This is a genomic window from Caballeronia sp. A2-2 (genome assembly GCF_057612605.2).
Window position 1 is genome coordinate 813,937 of record NZ_CM173618.1, and the last position, 19,163, is coordinate 833,099.

Consider the following 19,163-nt stretch of genomic DNA (forward strand, 5'->3'; position numbering starts at 1 on the left):
AGCACGCCGCGCACGCGCGTGACATACGGCCGTCACGATGCGCGCGCGTTCGGAAAGACGCGCTACTTCTTCTCCGCGATGATCTGATCGAACGTGCCGCCATTGGCGAAATGCGTTTGCTGGGCCTTTTGCCAACTGCCGAACATCTGTTCCACGGTGAAGGTTTTGAGCGGCCGGAATTCGCTTTCGTGTTTCGCGAGCACGGCGGCATCGCGCGGACGCAGATGATGCCGCGCGATGATTTCCTGTCCGGCCGGTGTGTAGAGAAAGTCCAGATACGCCTGCGCTTGCTTGCGTGTCCCACGCTTGTCCACCACCTTGTCCACGATGGAAACTGGCGGTTCGGCCAGCAAGCTCACGGACGGATACACCGCTTCGAACTCGCCCGCGCCCGGTCCGGCGCTCATCAAGCCGACTTCGTTCTCGAAGGTGACGAGCACGTCGCCGATATCGCGCTGCGTGAAGGTCGTGGTCGCGCCGCGACCGCCCGCATCCAGCACCGGCACGTTCTGGAAGATGGCGCGCTCGAAGTCCTGCGCGTCCTTGTCGCTCGCGCCTTGCTGCTTCTTGTAGCCCCACGCGGCGAGATACGCGTAACGCCCGTTGCCCGAGGTCTTCGGGTTCGCGATCACGGCCTGCACGTCCGCGCGCGCCAGATCGTTCCAGTCCTTGATGTGCTTCGGATTGCCCTTGCGCACGAGGAAGACCATCGTCGTGGTGTAGGGCGCGCTGGCATCCGGCAGGCGCGTGCGCCAGTTCGCCGGCACGAGTTGGCCGCGCTCGGCGAGCAGGTCGATATCGTTGGGCTGGTTCATCGTGACGACATCGGCCTGCAAACCTTGCGTGACCGATAGCGCCTGCGCGCTCGATGCACCGTGCGACTGCCGCACCGACACCGTTTCGCCCGTCTTCTTCTTGTAGTCCGCGACGAAGGCCGCGTCGATATCCTTGTACAGCTCGCGCGTCACGTCGTAGGACACGTTCAGCAAGGTCGTGTCCGCGTGCGCGATACCCGCGGTGCTCAGCATCGCCGATGCGCACAGCAACGCCGCCGCGACGCCCCGTTTATTACCGATGGTCATGCTTGATTTCTCCGTTGACGATGGTCGATACAAACGCAAAAAGGCCGCTCTGAGGCGGCCATTGTGTCAGCAAAAAGTAAAGCGAGGGCGCGTCATCCGTAGGCGCGGCGTTCCTCGAAGGCGGGTTCGTCGTGCTCGGCAGCAGCACGGCGCGCAAGCGTTTCGACGATATGCCGCGCGAGCGGCCACGGACCGAAACCCGCCGCCGTGTTGATATGCCCGGCATCGCCCAGATTCACGAACGCGCTGTTCCAGCGTTGCGCGAGCGTGCGGGCGTCGTCCAGCGGCATCCACGGATCGGTTTCGCTACCGACGACGAGCGAGGGCGCATCCAGCCTGCGTGCGCTGAACTCGCCCGCGTGGCGGAACTTGACCGGGCTTGCAGGCGCGACGAACAACACGCCGCGCACCTTTTGAGCCGATGCGCGCGTGAGCAGATGCGCCGTGGCGAGGCATCCGAAGCTGTGCGCGGCCAGCACCACGGGGCCGTCGATTGCCGCGAGCGTGTCGTGGATCGCCTGACTCCAGGTGTCGAGATGCGGCGCGTTCCAGTCGCGCTGTTCGACGCGTCGCGAACCTGCGAACTCGCCTTCGAGCCAGCTTTGCCAGTGCGCGCTTTCGCTGCCACGCAGGCCGGGCACGGTGACGACCATGACCGCAGCACGCGGCCTATCTGACTTTCGCGGTGACGTTGGTACGGCTTGCAGACGTGACATAAAGCGCCTCCCTGATGCCATTCTCGACGCGAAGCCCGCCACCGCTAACCATTTTTTCGTGATTAGGTTATGGGGCTGCTCTGCAACGCTTAAAAGCGGTAAGTCACGCCGACTTTGACGATCGGATACCAGCGGTACTTATCGATCTTGTCCTGCAAGTCTTGCCGCTGCTGATCCGCGACGGCCTGACCCGCAATGGCGAGCACATTCGCGGGCACATCGAACTGATCGACGGTCGGACGGCCATACGCGACGCCTGCATCGAAGAAAGCGGAGAAGCCTTTCGCCGCGACCGGCGTATGTCCGAAGCCGATGCCGATATACGGCCGCACCGTCGGATAGCTCATCTTCGCGTTGATGTGCGCGCCTGCGGTCGAGTACGTCGTGCCGTTGTACGTGTACGTGCTGGCGATGCTGGTGGCGGTGGCATCGACGTGATCGTTGCCGATCAGCGCGCCCGCCGTGATGCGAAAGCCCACCGTGTCAGGAACGGGGAAGAAGTCGAGATACAGGCCGCCGTGCATGAGATGCGCGGTGCCGTCGTAGTGCAATTGACCGGCGTTGAAGTCGTGCGAGAACGCGAACCCGTTGAATTCGGCGCGGACGTTGTCGTGCGTGCCGAGCGGTTCCGCATAGCCGATGCCGACGCCTTCGGTGCCGATCTGTCCGTAGACTTCGCGAGCGTGGGAGAGCGGAGAGCCGAGCGTGGCGACACCTGTGACGACAGCGGTCAGCAAGAGCTTCTTCATTGAGACAGAGTCCTATGGGGGGGTGACGCGAGTGGTGCGTCGGATCGGGGATGACTCTGTTAACGGAAGCGCTTAAGAAACTTTTAGCGAACGTTGGTGGATTTTTCGTCGAGGTAATGCTTTCCTGTGGTTGTTGATGGCTGCTGTCGATATTCGTGCAAAGGGCTTCTCTTGTTTGGGCTTTTATTGCAGTAGCCGCCTCCCCGGCGGGGGGGTAACTTTCTTTGCTGCTGCAAAGAAAGTCACCAAAGAAAGCAGCTTTTTACCCCATGCACGCTGGCTGGAAAGGGTTGGTCTGGATTAACGGATGCAGTGGCCGCAATAGGATGTCTCACGTTTCGTTAAGCGTGTAGGCAACCTTGCGATTGCGCGCTCGAATCCTTTGGAGTTAGTGGACCGCAATCATTCATTCGGCCATGCGCTGCGCGCGCCGAGAACATAAGAACGGAACCCCGCAGCCTATAAGCGCCCAGCCACATCACGCTTCCCCGCAAGATTGCTATTTGGTCCTACCTTGGTTAGTGCTCCGACTGAAAGTGACTTGCGTTGGTGTGTGCGCGTTGCCCAGAAGCGCTTACCAAGGTAGGGCCCAATGGGAGAGGTGCGATGTGGTGTGATGTGACTGGGCACTGATACGCTGCGGGATTCCGTTCTTAAGTTCTCGGCGCGCGCAGCGCATGGCCGAATGAATGAATGCGGACCACTAAGACTAAAGGATTCGAGCGCGTAATCGCGAGGTTGCCCACACGCTTAACGAAACGTGGGACGTCCTAACGCGGCCACTGCATCGTTAATTCAGACCACACTTTCCAGCCAGCGGGCACGGGGTAAAAGCTGCTTTCTTTGGTGACTTTCTTTGCAGCAGCAAAGAAAGTTACCCCCCCGCCGGGGAGGCGGCTACTGCAATAAAGACCCAAAAACCAGCAGCCCCTTCCACGACAAAACAGCAAAACAGCTCAAGCGCTGCTGCCTACAACTAACCTCCCCAGGCGCGCATAACCAACCCGCGCCCGAAGAGCGCGCTTAAAACGCGTGCCGCACCGCCACCCGCGCAACAAACTGATTACCCGACGACGACAAACCCTGCGCGCCAGGAATATACGCATCATCCAACGCCGATCCGGTGCTGTGTCCCGCGATATGCTGATACGCGCCCTGCACATAGACATCCGTGCGCTTGGACAGGAAGTAATCCGCCATCAGACCGCCCGAATGAATGCGCGGACGGATCGTACCCGCCGCGGCATCGTACGTTTCGATCGAGTAGACATACTGCGCGCCCACGAAGAACGCCGGCGTGAACTGATACTTGCCGCTCACTTCGAAGTTCTGATAACGCAGGTTCTTGAGCGCGCTGCCGTTGCTCAGATCGGTGTTGCCGATATAACCGTTGGCCGTCGGATTTGCATAGCTCGAATTCGTGTACGCAAAGCCGACCAGCGCCGGACCGAACGCGTAGTTGATGCCCGCGCCGAAAATCTGCATGCGCTCGGCGATAAAGCTCGCGTCGTTGTTCGCGACTGCGCCGATGTTGCCATTGCCCACGTTGTCTGCGCGCAGATAGGCCACGCCCGCCGACAACCCGCCGTTCGCATACGATGCGCCCGCGCTGTAGGCGCGGTTGTTCGCGAAGCCGGTCTGATTGCTGAAGCTGTACGTGCCGCCGAACTTGAAGCCGCCCATCGACGGGCTCGCGTACTTGACCGTGTTGTTCACGCGGAACGAGTTGTCCGTGTTGTCGTTATCGAACGGATGCGCGAACAGATAACCCGCCCAGTTGCCGTTGGCAGTCGTCGGCGCGAGATAGTCCACCACCGAGTCGTACTGACGGCCGAGCGTGAACGTGCCGTAGTTCGCGTTCTGCACGCCGACATACGCCTGACGTCCGAACATGCGGCCCGCCTGACCCGCGCCGCCGTTGCTCAGGTTGACACCGCTCTCCAACTGGAACACGGCCTTCGTGCCGCCGCCGAGATCCTCGACGCCTTTCAGGCCCCAGCGGCTGCCCGACGCGTAACCGCTCGTCAGTTCGTAGGTATCGTGCGATCCGACGTTGCTCGTGTAGTCGAAGCCCTCATCGAGCACGCCATACAGCGTGACGCTGCTTTGCGCGAAAAGGGAAGTGGAAGCGCAGCCCAACGCTGCGACGATGAACGCCTTGATCTTCATGAAAGTCTCAATCTTTTACGATTTATGAGGATATCCAAGCATCTGCGACCGATGCTCGGAGCGACGGATTGTCCTGGATGACGGCCTCAAGCGCAAAAGGATTTCGTGGCAAGTGAATCGTGAGTTTTATGAATGTTTCCCCAGCGAATTCTTCGCTTGTCGTTGCAGCGCGAGGCGCGGAAGAATGCCCTGAAAACGCAATTGGACTCGTTGCCGCAGCGGTTCGGATTTCACGTCGATCATGCGGTCACGTCATCGAGGAGGCTCGAAAGAACATGAAGCAAGAACGAAATTTTGCAAACGGGCGTTTTATTCAGCCGGTGAACGAATCGGTCACCGCCGTGGTGAATCCGGCCACGGAAGCCGTGGTCGGGCAAGTTCAGAATGCGTCGCGCGAACAGGCGCTGGACGCCGTGGAAGCGGCCCGCGTGGCGCAACGTGCATGGCGCGCGCTGCCGTCCGCCGAACGCGCGGTACACATGCGCAAGCTCGCGGATGCCATCGTGGAAGCATCGGCGGATATCGGCGCGGCGCTCGCGATGGAGTCCGGCAAGAGCCTGTCGGACGCCACCAACGAAGCCATCTATGCCGCCGAGATCACGCGCTATCACGCGGAATGGGCACGCCGGATCGAAGGCGAAGTCATTCCGAGCGACACGCCGGATGAGAACCTCGTGCTGCATCGCGAGCCGGTCGGCGTGGTCGCGTGTCTGATTCCGTTCAACTTCCCCATCTACACGCTCATGCGCAAGATCGCGCCGGCGCTGATCGCGGGGAACACGGTCGTCGTGCGGCCGAGCAACAACACGCCGCTGTCCGCATTCGAAGTGGCGCGCGCCATCGAACGCGCGGCGCTGCCTGCGGGCGTCATCAATATTTTGTCGATGGATCACGCGACGGCGGAAGTGGTCTGCACGCATCCGGCGGTCGGCATGATTACCTTGACCGGCAGCGTGAATGCGGGCCGCAAGGTGCTGGAGTATTGCAAGGCGAACATCGCGAAGCCGTCGCTGGAACTGGGCGGCAAGACGCCCGCCATCGTCGAGCCGGATGCGGATTTGCAGAAGGCGGCGCGTGAACTCGTGGCATCGAAACTCACGCACAGCGGGCAGTTGTGCACGGCCATCGAGCGCGTATATGTGCACGAAAGCATTCATGACCGCTTCGTCGCCATGCTCAAAGAGCAGATGCTCGCGAAGAAGATCGGCGACCGCGAGGAAGACGCGAGCTACATGGGCCCGCTCGTCAACAAGGCTTCACGCGATGGCATTCACGCGATGGTTCGCCGTGCGGTAGAAGCGGGCGCGAAGCTCGAAACCGGCGGCGAAATCCCCGCGCGCAAGGGCTTTTTCTATCCGCCGACGCTGTTGTCCAACTGCCGTCAGGACATGGAGGTCGTGCAGGAAGAAACCTTCGGCCCGGTGCTCGCGGTGCTGTCGTATTCCACGCTGGATGAAGCCATCGGCTACGCGAACGATCACCAGTTCGGTCTTTCTTCGGTGCTCTATACCGAGAACTATCGCAACGCGATGAAGGCCGCCAATTCCATCGAAGCGGGCGAACTGTATATCAACCGCACGCCGGCCGATCCGTATCAGGGCTTCCACTCGGGCTGGAAGCGCTCGGGCATCGGCGGCGACGACGGCAAGCACGGCATGCTGGAGTTCACGCAGACGCGCCTCGTCGTCATGAAGTATTGAGTTTCCACTGACCGCGCCGTCGCACAGACGGCGCGGTTTTTTATTTCAACGCTGGCCAAAAAACATAAGGGACGCCACAAAGCGTCTTTCAGGAGCACCTTTCCGTGTCGACGAATTCCGTTCAACCCACTTCAGGCGCGGCCGCGACGCCGCTTAAAAGCACGCGCGCCGACCGTTATATCCAGCTTGCACTGCTGGTGATTGCCGCTGGCGCGATCTATCCGATTCTGTATCTGCGGCAGGTGTATCAGCCGACGATGCTCGAAGTCTTCAACATCACCGAAGAGCAACTCGGCTATCTGTATTCCGCGCTCGGCACGATCTTCCTGATCTGCTATCTGCCGAGCGGTTGGCTTGCCGACCGCGTGAAGCCGCGCGTGCTCATCAGCTTCTCGCTGATCGCAACGGGCGCACTCGGGCTGTGGTATTCGACCGCGCCTGCGTTCAACGCGCTTATCGTGATCTTCGGCGCGTGGGGGCTGACGACCGGCCTCACGTTCTGGGCGGCCATCATCAAGCGCGTATCGATGATCGCTTCCGCCGACGAACAAGGACGCTTCTTCGGCTTCCTCGACGGTGGCCGTGGCCTGATCGAAGCCATGCTCGCGACCATCGCCATTTCGCTGTTCGCCTATGTCACACATACGCGCGGCGATTCGACGGCGGCGGGCTTCAAACTCGTGGTCTATATGTACGCGTTCCTGTGTATCGCGCTCGGTGTGATCCTCGGCCTCGTGCGCGATCCGCAAGGCGTCGAAGCCGTGCAGACGAAGCGTGAAAAGCGCAACGTGGTCAGCGATCTCGGCGTGCTGCTGAAGAACCCGCGTCTGTGGCTGCTCGCGGCCATCGTGTTCTGCGGCTATCAGGTGTTCTGGGCGACATACAGCTTCTCCGCCTATCTGCACGAAAAGGAAATCGGTCTGACGGTGGTGATGGCCGGTGCGATCACCACGGCCAAGCTGTGGATGCGGCCGATCGGCGGCATCGGCGGCGGCTTTCTGGGCGACCGTTTCTCGAAGATTTCCGTGCTCGTGTTCGCGCTGTTTGCATCGGCTATCGCGCTGCTCGTGTTGATGGCCGCGCCTTCGATCGCGAATCACGGTTTGCTGGCAGCGCTCGTGCTGTTCATCGGCGTGATGACGTATGCCATTCGCGGCCTCTACTGGTCGCTGCTCGATGAATGCAAGGTGCCCGCGGAAATCTCGGGTCTTGCCATTGGTCTTATCTCGGTTATCGGCTATTCGCCGGATACCTTCCTCCCGCTCGTGAACGGTCACTTGACGCAGCATTATCCGGGCGTGCACGGCTATCAAATGTACTTCGGCTATATCGCCTGCATGGCAGCCCTCGGCGGCGTGGCCGGACTCGTGTTCAAACATCGTATTGCAAAGGAAGCGCAACAATGAAGATCGCCGCGCTGGAGACGCATATCGTCGCCGTTCCGCCGCCGCACGTCGGTGGCATGTACTGGATTTTCGTGAAGCTGCGCACGGCGTGCGGCATCGAGGGCGTGGGCGAGATTTACGCCGCCACGTTCCATCCTAAAGCGATGATGCCGATCATCGAGGACGTATTCGAACGCTATCTGCTCGGTCACGATCCGCATCACGTCGAGCGCTTTTATCGCGAGGCGTATTCGAGCGGCTTCACGCAACGCCCCGACCTCACCATGATGGGCGTGGTCAGCGGCCTGGAAATGGCGTGCTGGGACATCATCGGCAAGGCGGCGAACAAGCCGGTGTACGAACTGCTCGGCGGACGCGTGCATGAACGTCTGCGCTCGTACACGTATCTGTATCCGAAGAACGCGCGCGGCGAATACGACTACGACGACCCCGACCTCGCCGCCGAATGCGCCGCGCAGAACGTGGAAATGGGCTTTACGGCGGTCAAGTTCGATCCGGCCGGTCCTTACACCGCGTATTCCGGCCATCAGGTGTCGCTCGAAGTCATGGACCGTTGCGAACTGTTCTGCCGCAAGGTGCGCGAAGCAGTCGGCAGCAAGGCCGATCTGCTGTTCGGCACGCATGGGCAGATGGTGCCGTCATCGGCCATTCGTCTGGCGCAACGTCTGGAAAAGTTCGATCCGCTGTGGTTCGAAGAACCCGTTCCGCCCGGACAGGAAGATGCGATGGCGCAAGTCGCGGCCAAGACCAGCATTCCGATCGCGGCGGGCGAACGCCTGACCACCAAGTACGAATTCTTCAAGCTGCTCGAAGCGCGCGCCGCGTCGATCCTGCAATTCAACGTGGGACGCGTGGGCGGCCTGCTGGAAGCTAAGAAGATCGCGAGCCTCGCGGAAGTGCATTACGCGCAGATTGCGCCGCATCTTTATAACGGACCGGTGGGCGCGGCGGCGAGCATCCAGATCGCGGCGTGTTCGCCCAACTTCCTGATTCAGGAAAGCATCGGGACGTGGGACGGTTTCCATGCGGACGTGCTCAAGACCAAGATTCGCTGGGAAGACGGCTACATCATTCCGTCGAACGAGCCGGGGCTGGGCGTCGAACTGAACATGGACGTGGTGCGCGCGAATACGCCGTACACCGGCGAGCGCCTGCATCTGCAAATGGCGCAGAAGCCGTTCGACGTCAAGGATCTCGCGCCCGCCAAGGGCTGAATTTGAAGGAGCCGTCCGGGGACGGGAGAAGCAATGAGCATGGAATTCGATTACATCATCGTGGGCGCGGGGTCGGCGGGCTGCATTCTCGCCAACCGGCTGTCCGAGTCGGGACAGCATTCGGTGCTGCTGCTGGAAGCGGGCGGCGAGGACGCATCGTTCTGGTTCAAGATTCCGGTGGGGTTCACCAAGACCTACTACAACCCGGAATTCAACTGGATGTACTACAGCGAGCCGGAAGCGCAACTGAATAACCGCCAGTTGTATTGTCCGCGCGGCAAGGTGCAGGGCGGCTCCGGTTCCATCAACGCGATGATCTACGTGCGCGGCCAGCCGCACGATTTCGACGACTGGGCGCGCGCGGGCAATCCGGGCTGGGGCTTCAAGGACGTGCTGCCGTATTTCAAGCGGCTCGAAGCGCATCCGCTGGGCGAGACGGCCTATCACGGCGCGAACGGCAAGATCGGCATTTCGCCGATGAAGGACGAGGCGCATCCCATTTGCCGCGACTTTATCGAAGGCGCGAAGCAGGCCGGCTTTCCGACCACGGAAGATTTCAACGGTGCGCAATACGAAGGCGCGGGCATTTACGATGTCAGCACGCGACGCGGCCAGCGTTCGTCGAGCAGCTTCGAATATCTGCATCCCGTGCTCGGACGTCAAAACTTGCGGCTCGAACGCAAGATCACCGTGCAAAAGCTCACGTTCGATGGCAAACGCGCCACCGGCGTGATGGCTTCGCGTGACGGTCAGCCGGTCGAATTCCGCGCCAAGCGTGAAGTGATTCTCTCGGCGGGCGCGGTGGATTCGCCCAAGCTCATGCAGCTTTCCGGCATCGGCGAACGTGAGTTGCTGGCGAAGCACGGCGTCGCGCTGGTGCATGAACTGCCGGCGGTCGGCAAGAATTTGCAGGACCATTTGTGCGTGAGCTTCTACTATCGCGCGACCGTCAAGACGCTCAACGATCAGCTCGGCACGTTCATCGGCAAGGCGAAGACGGCGCTGCAATACTTCTTCACGCGCAAGGGACCGCTTGCGATGAGCGTGAATCAGGCGGGCGGCTTCTTCAAGGGCGATGAGAAGGAAGCCGAACCGAATCTGCAGCTTTACTTCAATCCGCTGTCGTACCGCATTCCAAAGAGCAACAAGGCCAAGCTCGTGCCGGAGCCGTATTCCGGCTTCCTGCTGTGCTTCAACCCGTGCCGTCCGACGAGCCGTGGCACGATCGAAATTGCATCCAACCGTGTGGAAGATGCCGCGAAGATCCGCATCAACGCATTGACCACGCCGAAGGATCTGGCCGAAGCGGTGCAGGGCAGCAAGCTGATTCGCCGCATCATGGGCACGCAGGCGTTGCGCGGCGTGACCGCCGAGGAAATTTCGCCCGGACCGGATATTCAGAGCGATGAAGCCATGCTCGCGTATTTCCGCGATCAGTCGGGTTCCATCTACCACCTGTGCGGATCGCTGGCGATGGGCCCGGATGCGCGCGATTCCGTGGTCGATGCGCGTTTGCGCGTGCATGGCATCGAGGGTTTGCGCGTGGTGGATGCGTCGGTGTTCCCGAACATCACGTCGGGCAACATCAACGCACCGACCATGATGGTCGCGGAGAAGGGCGCGGACATGATCCTCGAAGACGCCCGCGCCGAAGCCGCGCGCGAGGCGGCTCCGGCCGAACTGGCGAACGCCGCCTGACGCTTGCACCGCTGGCTTCCGACCGCGCCGTGAAAGCGGCATAATTTGCCTCGATTCGTAAAATGCTGCCGTAGAGCGGCATCGACTGGCGATCAAGCGTGTTAAATCCGCACCTTGATCGCTGGACATGGAGACATCGACTTGAAGCGAAAGATGCCCGCCCTCAACGCGCTGAGGGCTTTCGAAGTGGCCGGGCACACCGGCAGCTTCACGCGCGCGGCCGAACAACTGCACGTCACGCAGAGCGCGGTGAGCCGTCAGGTTCGCCAGCTCGAAACGCAACTCGGCGAGGCGTTGCTGGTGCGCCGGCATCATCATCTGGAACTGTCGCCGACGGGGCGCCTGCTGCTGCAGGCGCTCAAGCATTCGTTCGACCGGATCGAACTGACGGTGCGCGGCATTCAGGAAAAGACGCATCTCAAGCGGCTGCGCATCAACGCACCGCCGACTTTCACGAGCCGCTGGCTCATGCCGCGCCTGCCTGCCTTGCGCGCGTGTGCGCCGGAACTCGAATTGTCGCTGACCACGAGCCTGAAAGACGATCTCGTCGAATCCGGCTCACTCGACTGCGCCATCCGCTTCGGCAACGGCGAATGGGACGCGCTCGACAATCAATTGCTGATGAACGAACGGCATATCGCGGTGTGCTCGCCTGCGTTGCTGGGCGATCACGCGGGCGGGCCGCCGCCCGATCTCGGCGCGTTCACGCTGCTGCATGTGCTGGCGAGCAGCGATCAGCGTTATCTGACGTGGCAACACTGGCTCAAGGCCGCGAATATCGAGGATGTCGATCTGAGCGGCGGCTACGAATTCGATCTGCTCGATCACGCGATCCGCGCGGCCACCGATGGCCTCGGCGTCACCATGGCCGACCGCCACATGATCGGACGCGAGTTGCGGCAAGGCACACTCGTGCCGCTGCGCGATATCGAAGTGGACGGGCATCAGTCGTACTGGCTCGTCACGCGCACCGGGCAGGACGACTCGCCGCAGGTCGCGCTGTTCCGCGAATGGCTGCGCACGCAGATCGACGAGCAGCGGCGCGGCTGATCATCCAGACAAAAGAAAGAGAGACACCATGCGCCGCCTGCCTTCCCTCACCGCGTTGCGCTTTTTCGAAGAAAGCGCGCGCCACATGAGCTTCAACAAGTCCGCGACCGCGTTGTGCGTGACGCCGGGCGCGGTCAGCCGGCAGATTCGCCTGCTGGAAGATGCGCTCGGCACGAAGCTGTTCGATCGCGATCACAAGGGCATCCGCCTGACGCCGCAGGGACGCGAACTGTTGACGTGCGTGTCCGATGCTTTCGATTCGATCGAACGCGTGACGCGTGCGTTGTCACCCGCGCGCAGTGGCGAGCGCAAACGCCTGACCGTGTGCGTGCCGCCGACGTTCGCCACGCGTTGGCTGTCGCCGCGTCTGGGCTCGTTGATGGACGCGGTGCCGAACATCGATCTGTCCGTGCGCACGGATGCGGCGGAGGCGCGGCATTGCTGTATTCGCTTTGGTGTCGATGCATCGGACGATGCGCGCTCGGAGTTGCTTTTTATCGAGCGGCATGTGCTCGTCGGCGCGATGAAGTTCGCCGGGCAGCCGGTCGAAGCGCTTCTTCAGCGTTTGCCCGCGCTGCACGTGCTGCACAACGATACGCGCCTCACGCTCTGGCCGAATTGGCTCGATGCAGCGGGTCTGCCGCAGGCTTACGCGGAGAACGGGATCGAGTTTTCGACGTTGGATCAGGCGATTCATGCGGCGCGCGCGGGAACGGGGCTGGCGGTGGTGGATCGCAATATGATCGCGGATGAACTCAACGATGGTGTGTTGGCGATGCTGTCGCCGGTGGAATCGAATGGGCCTTATGGGTATTGGATCGATATTGCGCAGGGGCATGTGGGGGAGGATGCGGTTGAGGCGTTTGCGGAGTGGTTGAGGGAGGAAGGCGGGTTTGGGTCTTTGCTGTCGCTTGAATAGATTGTCGAGGGTTGGTGTGTGTGTGTCGTGCAAGGGGCTGCTCTTGTTTGTGTTGTTTATTCAGTAGCCGCCTCCCCGGCGGGGGGGTAACTTTCTTTGCTGCTGCAAAGAAAGTCACCAAAGAAAGCAGCTTTTACCCCCATGCACGCTGGCTGGAGAGAATTGGTCTGGATTAACGATGCAGTGGCCGCAATAGGACTTGCCACTCATAACAAGCGCTTAGGCAACCTAGCGATCACGCGCTCAAATAACCGATGCACAGTGGACCGCGCTCATTCATTCGGCCATGCGCTACGCGCGCCGAGAACATAAGAACGGAATCCCGCAGTCTATAAGCGCCCAGCCACCTCACGCTTCTCCGCAAGATTGCTATTCGGCCCTACCTTGGTTAGTGCTCCGACTAAAGATGACTTGCGTTGGTATGCACGCTTTGTCCAGAAGCGCTTACCAAGGTAGGGCCGAATAACGACATAACGGTGACGTATGAAGTGGCTGGGCGCTGATACGCTGCGGGATTCCGTTCTAAAGTTCTCGGCGCGCGAAGCGCATGGTCGAAAGAATGAATGCGGTCCACATAGGCTAGAGAATTCGAGCGCGTAGTCGCCAGGTTGCCCACACGCTTAATGAAACGTGGGACGTCCTATTGCGGCCACTGTATCGTTAATCCAGACCAACCCTCTCCAGCCATCGTGCATGGGGTAAAAAGCTGCTTTCTTTGGTGACTTTCTTTGCAGCAGCAAAGAAAGTTACCCCCCCGCCGGGGAGGCGGCTACTGCATAAAAAGCCCAAAAACCAGCAGCCCCTTCCAAGGAGAGTCTGCAATACAAATCAACCCCCACTAGCCTGATTCAAAGTCAAATGCTTAGTCTCCGGCGCCCAAACAATCGACACAATCATCCCCACAAGCAACACAGCAGCAAGCGCCATCATCGTCCCTTGAACGCCCACTTGCGCGATCCCGATCGGCAACAGAAACGTCCCCACCGCCGACCCCAACCGGCTGCAAGCGATCGACAATCCCACGCCACACGCACGCGCCTCAGTCGGAAAGCACTCCGGAGGAAACACGCCGACGAGATTCGAGAACGCCGACATTGTCAAAGTGAACACGCCAAACGCAACGATCATCCCTAACGATGCAGACGCCGGCAACACCGCCAACGCCAGCAACGACGCACAGCACACCGCGAACGAGCCAATCAGAAACGACCGGCGCGACAACTTGATCGTCAACCAGATCCCAAGCAACGCGCCGAGCACCAGAAACGCATTCAGCAGCAAGTCCGCGCCCGAACCTTCGCTCAGGTTGATTGCCTTGAGAATCGCCGGCAAGAACGTATAGATCGCGAAATACGGAATCACGAGACACACGAAAAACGCGCAATTGAACACCGTGCGGCGAATCAGGTCCGGCTTGAACAGCCGCGCGAAACCGCCGTGCGATGCATGATGATCCCCCGCATCAGAACCGGCATCGATGATAACGTTCGGCCCGAAATGCTTGCGCACGATGCGCATGGCTTCTTCCACGCGCCCCTGACCGATCAGCCAGCGCGGCGACTCCGGCGTGCCGATGCGCAAAATAAGCACGAGAAACGCCGGCACACCTGCGGACGCCAGCAGCCAGCGCCATGCATCCGGCGATGCATCGGCGTAATGCATGCCTAGCACATTCGCGATCACATAGCCGATGGTCCAGATCACGCTGAACGATCCGAGCAAAGTCCCGCGATGCTTGCGCGGCGAAAACTCCGCGAGAATGGCATGACCCACCGCGAAATCGCCGCCCATGCCGAAGCCGATCAGCACGCGCAGCGCGACCAGAATCGCGGGCGTGGTCGCATAGAACTGCGCGAACGCCGCCACGGTGATGATGACGAAACTCAGCAGGAAAATCTTCTGCCGCCCGAGCCGGTCCGAGAGCCAGCCGAACACGAGGCTACCCAGAAAAATGCCGATCAGCGCGGATGCGCCGAGCAGGCCCATCCAGAACGCATCGAGCGGAATTTGTTTGTTGAGCGAACCGAGCGCGTAACCGATGGTGCCGAGCGCATAACCTTCCGTGAAGTGCGCGCCAAAGGTCAGGCCCGCGATTTTGATATGGAAGCGGTTGAGCGGCGCATCGTCGAGCGTGACGCGGCCGCTTGGGTGCGAAGGGGTGAGAGGCGCATCGAGCGCATCGGGAATGACGATTCGAGTATCCAAGGGTGTCTCCTCCACTGCATGAAAGGCCGCGCGCGCGATTGTGCCTGCTTGTTGAATTGACGCGCGCGGCGCGGACAGAAGATGACTCAGCGGCCCAGACCGCCCATCATCATGTACTTGAGTTCCGAATACACGGGGAGATCTGTCCTTTTCCCAGCAAGGCCGTCCGGGCCTCATCCAAAATTAATCCAAAGTTTTTTAAAAACCGGACGCGACGAATCGAACGTCGGAAAGCGCTAGCTCGCCTTCGCAGGGAGCTTGACCTCAACCCATTGCTGTCCGCGGGTGTCGATGTAGTGTTCGGTCATTGCTGCTGATTTGTGGCCCAGAAGAGCCTGCGCGAACCTCTCTCCGTTCTGCTCCGCGTGCAAACGAGCAGTCAGCGAACGGATTTCATGAAACGTGGTCGGATTTAGATCCGCCGGAACGTCGATCTCGGCTTCTGTGCGAGCCACTACAAAGGTCTGGCTTAGTGTGTTGTAGCTCACAGGTTTCCCTTGCTTGTTTGCATAGCGGCCGCCTCTGTAGTGAATAAGGTATCGACTAACAACGTCGTCACGGCACTGAGCAATAACGCTCGCGAGAGAATGCTCGCCTAGCGATATGTCGAGCGGGATTTTGAGCTTCGTCTTTCCACCCTTTTTCATCTGGTCGACCCAGAGGAATCCATCTCGCACATCGTCGAAGCGCATCTTGCCGATGTCGCTGACTCGCTGGCCGGTTAGCAGCGCGAGCAACAGAGCGTTTCGTAGCCACTGTTCCTCGACCTTCCCGTAGATCGCCCAAAACACGTCTTCCGTCATTCGCATACGCTTCACTTCTGACTTCGGCTTCAGCACAGACTCCACTGGATTTTTGCCAGGCTCGATGAGTCCATGCGTGATCGCGTCTCTAAAAATGTCTTGCAGTCGGGTGCGGATGTGCCCCGCCTGCGACGGACCCCGATCTGCTGCGGCTCTTTTGATCAAAGCCACTGCGTCCTTGGGAGTGAAGGATGAAATCGGCTTGGTTGCCAGCACGTCTTCGCGTATCGCCTTGATCTGCGTTTTGTAGTTTTTGACCGTGTTTGGCTTCTTATCCTTCAGGTATTCGGTCTGATAATCCACGCAGTGTGCCGCAAGTGTTATCGGCGCGTCGCCAGTAGCATCAAGCAGATTCCTTTCGTCATGGCACCGTGCGAGTTCGAGATTCGCGCGTTTTACCTGCCGCTTCGCCTTCTCTAGATCATAGCCAAGGCCGAGCGTCCGTTTCGTATCGGGATTGCGAAACCACAGATAGCCGTTAGGGTTCTGGTAAAGATTGGCTGGCCAGTTGCGCCGACTAGCTTGTCTTCTGCGTGCGTTCACGAAGTCCTCTCGAGTAACTCGCATTTGGGTGTGACATACTCTGCGGTCGGGGCCACGTAATATGCGCGTCCGACTTTTATCGGCCGCGGCTGGATCTTTCCTCCATGAATCCAGCGCAGCAGTGTGTATGAATGCGGTTTGTGCTCGCCAAACATCAGAACAGCCCATTCGGCCACTGGAATTAGTCGTGGCATCATTTCTCCATAAACTTTTTGCTAATCTGCAGAACTCCGTCGTTCACTTCCCAAAGTCCTGCTGCTCAAAGCGCAACATTGACGCAGGAGCCAAGATGCGCGTCGTGGCCACCTTGAAAGCACTTCCTGCCGTCGAGTGTTCCCGCCGCATCAGTTGCCGAACTCGCGTAGGATGCGGCGATCTTACCGTCATGCTTTCCGAAGACATATAGAGCGCGGAAAAGCGATGTCGGTGACTCTCCGCTGTGCTGCCAGCATTCGTAGATCTGCAGCAACTCTGCGTCAAGTTCCTTAAGCCATTCCAGCTTCGCTCCCGCCGAAACGGCTACCGAGCTCGCGGCAGTGCCGAGAGATGCAATCGCGGCTTCGATCATTGGAAGCGTGTTATGTGCAGGATCGGTCAAGTCGGCATCTGGCATTCGGATATAGCCTAGTGCTGTGCCATTGACGATGAAGTCACGCGCCGCTTTCAGTGCGGCCGCAACAATGTCACCCGGCTTCGCCCCCGCCGCATCCGCTACCGAACTCGCGGGAGTGGTGGCGCAGGCGAGCACATATGCGCCGAAGTCGGTCATGTAGTGACGGCCGCCGGGTGCAGGGCGCACTGCGCCGAATTCGGCCAGTGCGTGCATGTCATCCCGGTCCACGTCGTGGCCATCCGCCTGAGGGTCCTCGCAGCACTCGCTGAATCTGCGCAACTGATTGAGTAGGCGCAGTTCCAAGGTGGGCATACTTACGCGGATTTCTGATTCAGTCATGATGTGTCTCAAAGACGGGTGGCGTCAGTTGCGGCGGCTCAACGCGCTGCACACGATGTGCTCAAGCTGCAGTACGCGCTTCTCAAGCTCTTCAATCCGCGCTGCCTGATCAAGCTTCTTCTTTGCCGTGCACGATCCAAGGCATCGACCAACGGTGAAGCAGTCACTGCTCGCTACGGTGCAGTGTGAGTGAGGATAGAACTCACCGGTTGCTCGTGGCATTAGGTGCTTCGATGCGTCTGCGCAAATCTGTGAGCGCCGTCTGAAGCCTCTCGACGGAGATTCGGGAATGCTCTGCTGCCGAAACTGCGACATCCAGCGATTCTTTGCACATGCGAACCGTGTGTACCCGTGCGGATGTGCGGCGGTATGCGGCTCGCGAGCGAAAATATTTCCGCGCGAGCCTCGCACTTGTCGGCATCGCGTTTCGCTCGGGTCGCCTCCGCCTGTGCCGCTTTCCTTGCAGCGCGTTCTTCCTCCGTCATTGCTTTGCGCGTCACGTCGCCTCCTATTCAGGCATGCAAGATTGTTTGGTTGGTCGCTCAGGAGCATGAAAATGATTCTTCCAATGAGTACAACTACATGGCTTGTCGAATTGGTCAAGATCCATACAATCTGTCCCGACTTGAAATCGACGCGTTTAAACTTTGATGAAGTGGTGCTGGTCGTCGAGCGTGTAAAGCGTGTGCGGATCGAGGCCTTCCTCGCCGATGTAGCCGACCTTCAGGCGGTATTGTCTTTCGAAGAAATCCCAGTACCAGATGCGGATCTGTCCTTTCTCGCCGGCACTTGCTTTGCCGTGAACGCCCGAGATCGCAGTTCCATAGTCTTCGGCTGTGGCGACGCCTCCGTTGCCAGCGATGGCTGTGCTTGGCAACCTGCGGTAGACATGCCGCGAGAACCGGTGGTCGCGGTTCCCCGGAACCCCGCAGAGGCGACGCCGAGATATCCGGCCACGGCAAAGCCGTCAGCGCCAGCAGACGCAGAGCCAAGCGCGCCGACGCTGACGGATTCGCCGTGGCCGACTGTTCGATGCGCGCCGATCACGGGAAACTCGTGCGATCGCGGTTCATGTTCGATAAGGTAGTCAGCAGCGTCCTCGCTCGTTCCGACGAAAACGACTTTGCCGCGAGGGAACTTGCAGAAGCCCTCGAACTGGACAATCTCATTCGTATTGGCTTCGACCACGAGCCAGTTTGATGTCGGCTCGATGCAGCCGCCGAGCGCGTGGTCGCCGTGACCGTAAAGCCAGCCGCGCAAGTCGCCAAAACGGTGCGTCGGCTCCCAGCAGGGCGCTTGTGCATTCTTGCCTATGCGCGGCCATGTGTAGCCATAGTCGGTCGACATGTCGGCGCTACACACGCAAAGCACGAGCGACTGGTCGGGAAGGACGTGTTTCGGCGGATCGTCGTTAAAGGGGAAACTGAACCGGAGGTCCAGGTTCCGAAACTGCGGGGGACGAAAAACTGCTTCGATCATTTAAAATTTTCGGTTAGCACAACTTAGTCTTCTTCTAGGCCGAACGACTGAGACGGGGCGAATTAGTAGCCGGTCACTGAATAGACTCCTGCGCGTACAACTACGCCAAAACAAGACGCCCGCGATTCCGAGGGCACAAAGGGCATCGCGACTGTGTCCTTCGGCGCTCCAGTCATCTGGACGGAAGTGGTCGGCATTTCGAATCGCGATCGGATCGAGTCGTGCGGCGCGCGCGTTAGACTACATAAGCTGTGGGCGCAGGAATTCGATTTCCACCGCACAAGTCCGAAAGTGGTCTCACCTATTTAAGCACACTTAATTTCGCCGCTCAAGTAAAATGAAGCTTACTTAAGTTGACCGAGGTGAAACCTGCCGCCATACTGTATGTTTATACAGTATGGCGTTACACGTGAGCGCGAGTCCCCTACGTTATGAGGTTAGACACCAGGTGAGGCGGAAAATTGAACCAGGAGTCACG

General features: G+C 59.8%; 15 protein-coding genes. 6 read left to right on the top strand and 9 right to left on the bottom strand.

All coding sequences use genetic code 11. The features are described 5' to 3' along the window. Positions 1-62: 62 nt before the first annotated feature. The 4 genes from ACZCWR_RS27305 to ACZCWR_RS27320 all read right to left on the bottom strand — a co-directional run bounded on the left by ACZCWR_RS27305 (position 63) and on the right by ACZCWR_RS27320 (position 4,716). Positions 63-1,028 (bottom strand): sulfate ABC transporter substrate-binding protein, encoded by a 966-nt coding sequence (locus ACZCWR_RS27305; protein ID WP_487306163.1) that lies wholly within the window; start codon positions 1,026-1,028, stop codon positions 63-65. A gap of 146 nt (positions 1,029-1,174) precedes the next feature. Continuing rightward, positions 1,175-1,735 carry an RBBP9/YdeN family alpha/beta hydrolase gene (locus tag ACZCWR_RS27310; protein WP_487304809.1) on the bottom strand — a complete coding sequence of 187 codons (561 nt, stop codon included), beginning with the start codon at positions 1,733-1,735 and terminating at the stop codon, positions 1,175-1,177. Positions 1,736-1,887: 152 nt separating this feature from the next. Further along, a complete protein-coding gene (locus ACZCWR_RS27315) occupies positions 1,888-2,547 on the bottom strand; it encodes a hypothetical protein (RefSeq protein ID WP_487304810.1) in 660 nt (219 codons plus the stop codon). 1,023 nt (positions 2,548-3,570) lie between these two features. After that, a complete protein-coding gene (locus tag ACZCWR_RS27320) occupies positions 3,571-4,716 on the bottom strand; it encodes a porin (protein ID WP_487304811.1) in 1,146 nt (381 codons plus the stop codon). A gap of 275 nt (positions 4,717-4,991) precedes the next feature. Between ACZCWR_RS27320 and aldA the strand changes: the two genes are divergently transcribed. The 6 genes from aldA (at position 4,992) to ACZCWR_RS27350 (ending at position 12,703) form a co-directional block, all read left to right on the top strand. Further along, positions 4,992-6,416 carry an aldehyde dehydrogenase gene (gene aldA, locus ACZCWR_RS27325; RefSeq protein WP_487304812.1) on the top strand — a complete coding sequence of 475 codons (1,425 nt, stop codon included), beginning with the start codon at positions 4,992-4,994 and terminating at the stop codon, positions 6,414-6,416. Between the two features lie 104 nt (positions 6,417-6,520). After that, positions 6,521-7,822 carry an MFS transporter gene (locus ACZCWR_RS27330; RefSeq protein ID WP_487304813.1) on the top strand — a complete coding sequence of 434 codons (1,302 nt, stop codon included), beginning with the start codon at positions 6,521-6,523 and terminating at the stop codon, positions 7,820-7,822. Continuing rightward, the gene (locus ACZCWR_RS27335) at positions 7,819-9,036 is read left to right on the top strand and encodes a mandelate racemase/muconate lactonizing enzyme family protein (RefSeq protein ID WP_487304814.1); all 1,218 of its coding nucleotides are present in this window, start codon (positions 7,819-7,821) and stop codon (positions 9,034-9,036) included. The genes ACZCWR_RS27330 and ACZCWR_RS27335 overlap by 4 nt, the downstream gene beginning before the upstream one ends. A 39-nt stretch (positions 9,037-9,075) precedes the next feature. Beyond that, positions 9,076-10,734, top strand: coding sequence for a GMC family oxidoreductase (locus ACZCWR_RS27340; RefSeq protein ID WP_487306164.1), 1,659 nt, complete (start codon positions 9,076-9,078; stop codon positions 10,732-10,734). Positions 10,735-10,887: 153 nt separating this feature from the next. Beyond that, positions 10,888-11,784, top strand: coding sequence for a LysR substrate-binding domain-containing protein (locus tag ACZCWR_RS27345; RefSeq protein WP_487306165.1), 897 nt, complete (start codon positions 10,888-10,890; stop codon positions 11,782-11,784). A gap of 28 nt (positions 11,785-11,812) precedes the next feature. Beyond that, the gene (locus ACZCWR_RS27350) at positions 11,813-12,703 is read left to right on the top strand and encodes a LysR substrate-binding domain-containing protein (protein WP_487304815.1); all 891 of its coding nucleotides are present in this window, start codon (positions 11,813-11,815) and stop codon (positions 12,701-12,703) included. An 828-nt stretch (positions 12,704-13,531) separates the two neighbouring features. On the opposite strand, the gene ACZCWR_RS27355 is transcribed toward ACZCWR_RS27350, so the two are convergent. From ACZCWR_RS27355 to ACZCWR_RS27375, 5 genes are all read right to left on the bottom strand, one after another. Next, positions 13,532-14,890, bottom strand: coding sequence for an MFS transporter (locus ACZCWR_RS27355; RefSeq protein ID WP_487306166.1), 1,359 nt, complete (start codon positions 14,888-14,890; stop codon positions 13,532-13,534). Between the two features lie 254 nt (positions 14,891-15,144). Continuing rightward, positions 15,145-16,254, bottom strand: coding sequence for a tyrosine-type recombinase/integrase (locus ACZCWR_RS27360; RefSeq protein ID WP_487304816.1), 1,110 nt, complete (start codon positions 16,252-16,254; stop codon positions 15,145-15,147). Beyond that, on the bottom strand, positions 16,251-16,451 hold the full coding sequence (locus tag ACZCWR_RS27365; RefSeq protein WP_487304817.1) for an excisionase: 201 nt from the start codon (positions 16,449-16,451) through the stop codon (positions 16,251-16,253). The genes ACZCWR_RS27360 and ACZCWR_RS27365 overlap by 4 nt, the downstream gene beginning before the upstream one ends. Before the next feature lie 62 nt (positions 16,452-16,513). After that, the gene (locus ACZCWR_RS27370; protein WP_487304818.1) at positions 16,514-17,206 is read right to left on the bottom strand and encodes a hypothetical protein; all 693 of its coding nucleotides are present in this window, start codon (positions 17,204-17,206) and stop codon (positions 16,514-16,516) included. 723 nt (positions 17,207-17,929) lie between these two features. Then, on the bottom strand, positions 17,930-18,685 hold the full coding sequence (locus ACZCWR_RS27375; RefSeq protein WP_487304819.1) for a hypothetical protein: 756 nt from the start codon (positions 18,683-18,685) through the stop codon (positions 17,930-17,932). Between the last annotated feature and the right edge of the window lie 478 nt (positions 18,686-19,163).

What these genes read in the sequence shown, in the direction of transcription:
- ACZCWR_RS27350 (WP_487304815.1), top strand. Translation starts at nt 11,813, where the DNA reads ATGCGCCGCCTGCCTTCCCTCACCGCGTTGCGCTTTTTCGAAGAAAGC.
- ACZCWR_RS27335 (WP_487304814.1), top strand. Translation starts at nt 7,819, where the DNA reads ATGAAGATCGCCGCGCTGGAGACGCATATCGTCGCCGTTCCGCCGCCG.
- ACZCWR_RS27320 (WP_487304811.1), bottom strand. Translation starts at nt 4,716, where the DNA reads ATGAAGATCAAGGCGTTCATCGTCGCAGCGTTGGGCTGCGCTTCCACT.
- ACZCWR_RS27375 (WP_487304819.1), bottom strand. Translation starts at nt 18,685, where the DNA reads ATGATCGAAGCAGTTTTTCGTCCCCCGCAGTTTCGGAACCTGGACCTC.
- ACZCWR_RS27345 (WP_487306165.1), top strand. Translation starts at nt 10,888, where the DNA reads ATGCCCGCCCTCAACGCGCTGAGGGCTTTCGAAGTGGCCGGGCACACC.
- ACZCWR_RS27340 (WP_487306164.1), top strand. Translation starts at nt 9,076, where the DNA reads ATGGAATTCGATTACATCATCGTGGGCGCGGGGTCGGCGGGCTGCATT.
- ACZCWR_RS27310 (WP_487304809.1), bottom strand. Translation starts at nt 1,735, where the DNA reads ATGGTCGTCACCGTGCCCGGCCTGCGTGGCAGCGAAAGCGCGCACTGG.
- aldA (WP_487304812.1), top strand. Translation starts at nt 4,992, where the DNA reads ATGAAGCAAGAACGAAATTTTGCAAACGGGCGTTTTATTCAGCCGGTG.
- ACZCWR_RS27315 (WP_487304810.1), bottom strand. Translation starts at nt 2,547, where the DNA reads ATGAAGAAGCTCTTGCTGACCGCTGTCGTCACAGGTGTCGCCACGCTC.
- ACZCWR_RS27370 (WP_487304818.1), bottom strand. Translation starts at nt 17,206, where the DNA reads ATGACTGAATCAGAAATCCGCGTAAGTATGCCCACCTTGGAACTGCGC.
- ACZCWR_RS27365 (WP_487304817.1), bottom strand. Translation starts at nt 16,451, where the DNA reads ATGATGCCACGACTAATTCCAGTGGCCGAATGGGCTGTTCTGATGTTT.
- ACZCWR_RS27305 (WP_487306163.1), bottom strand. Translation starts at nt 1,028, where the DNA reads ATGCTGAGCACCGCGGGTATCGCGCACGCGGACACGACCTTGCTGAAC.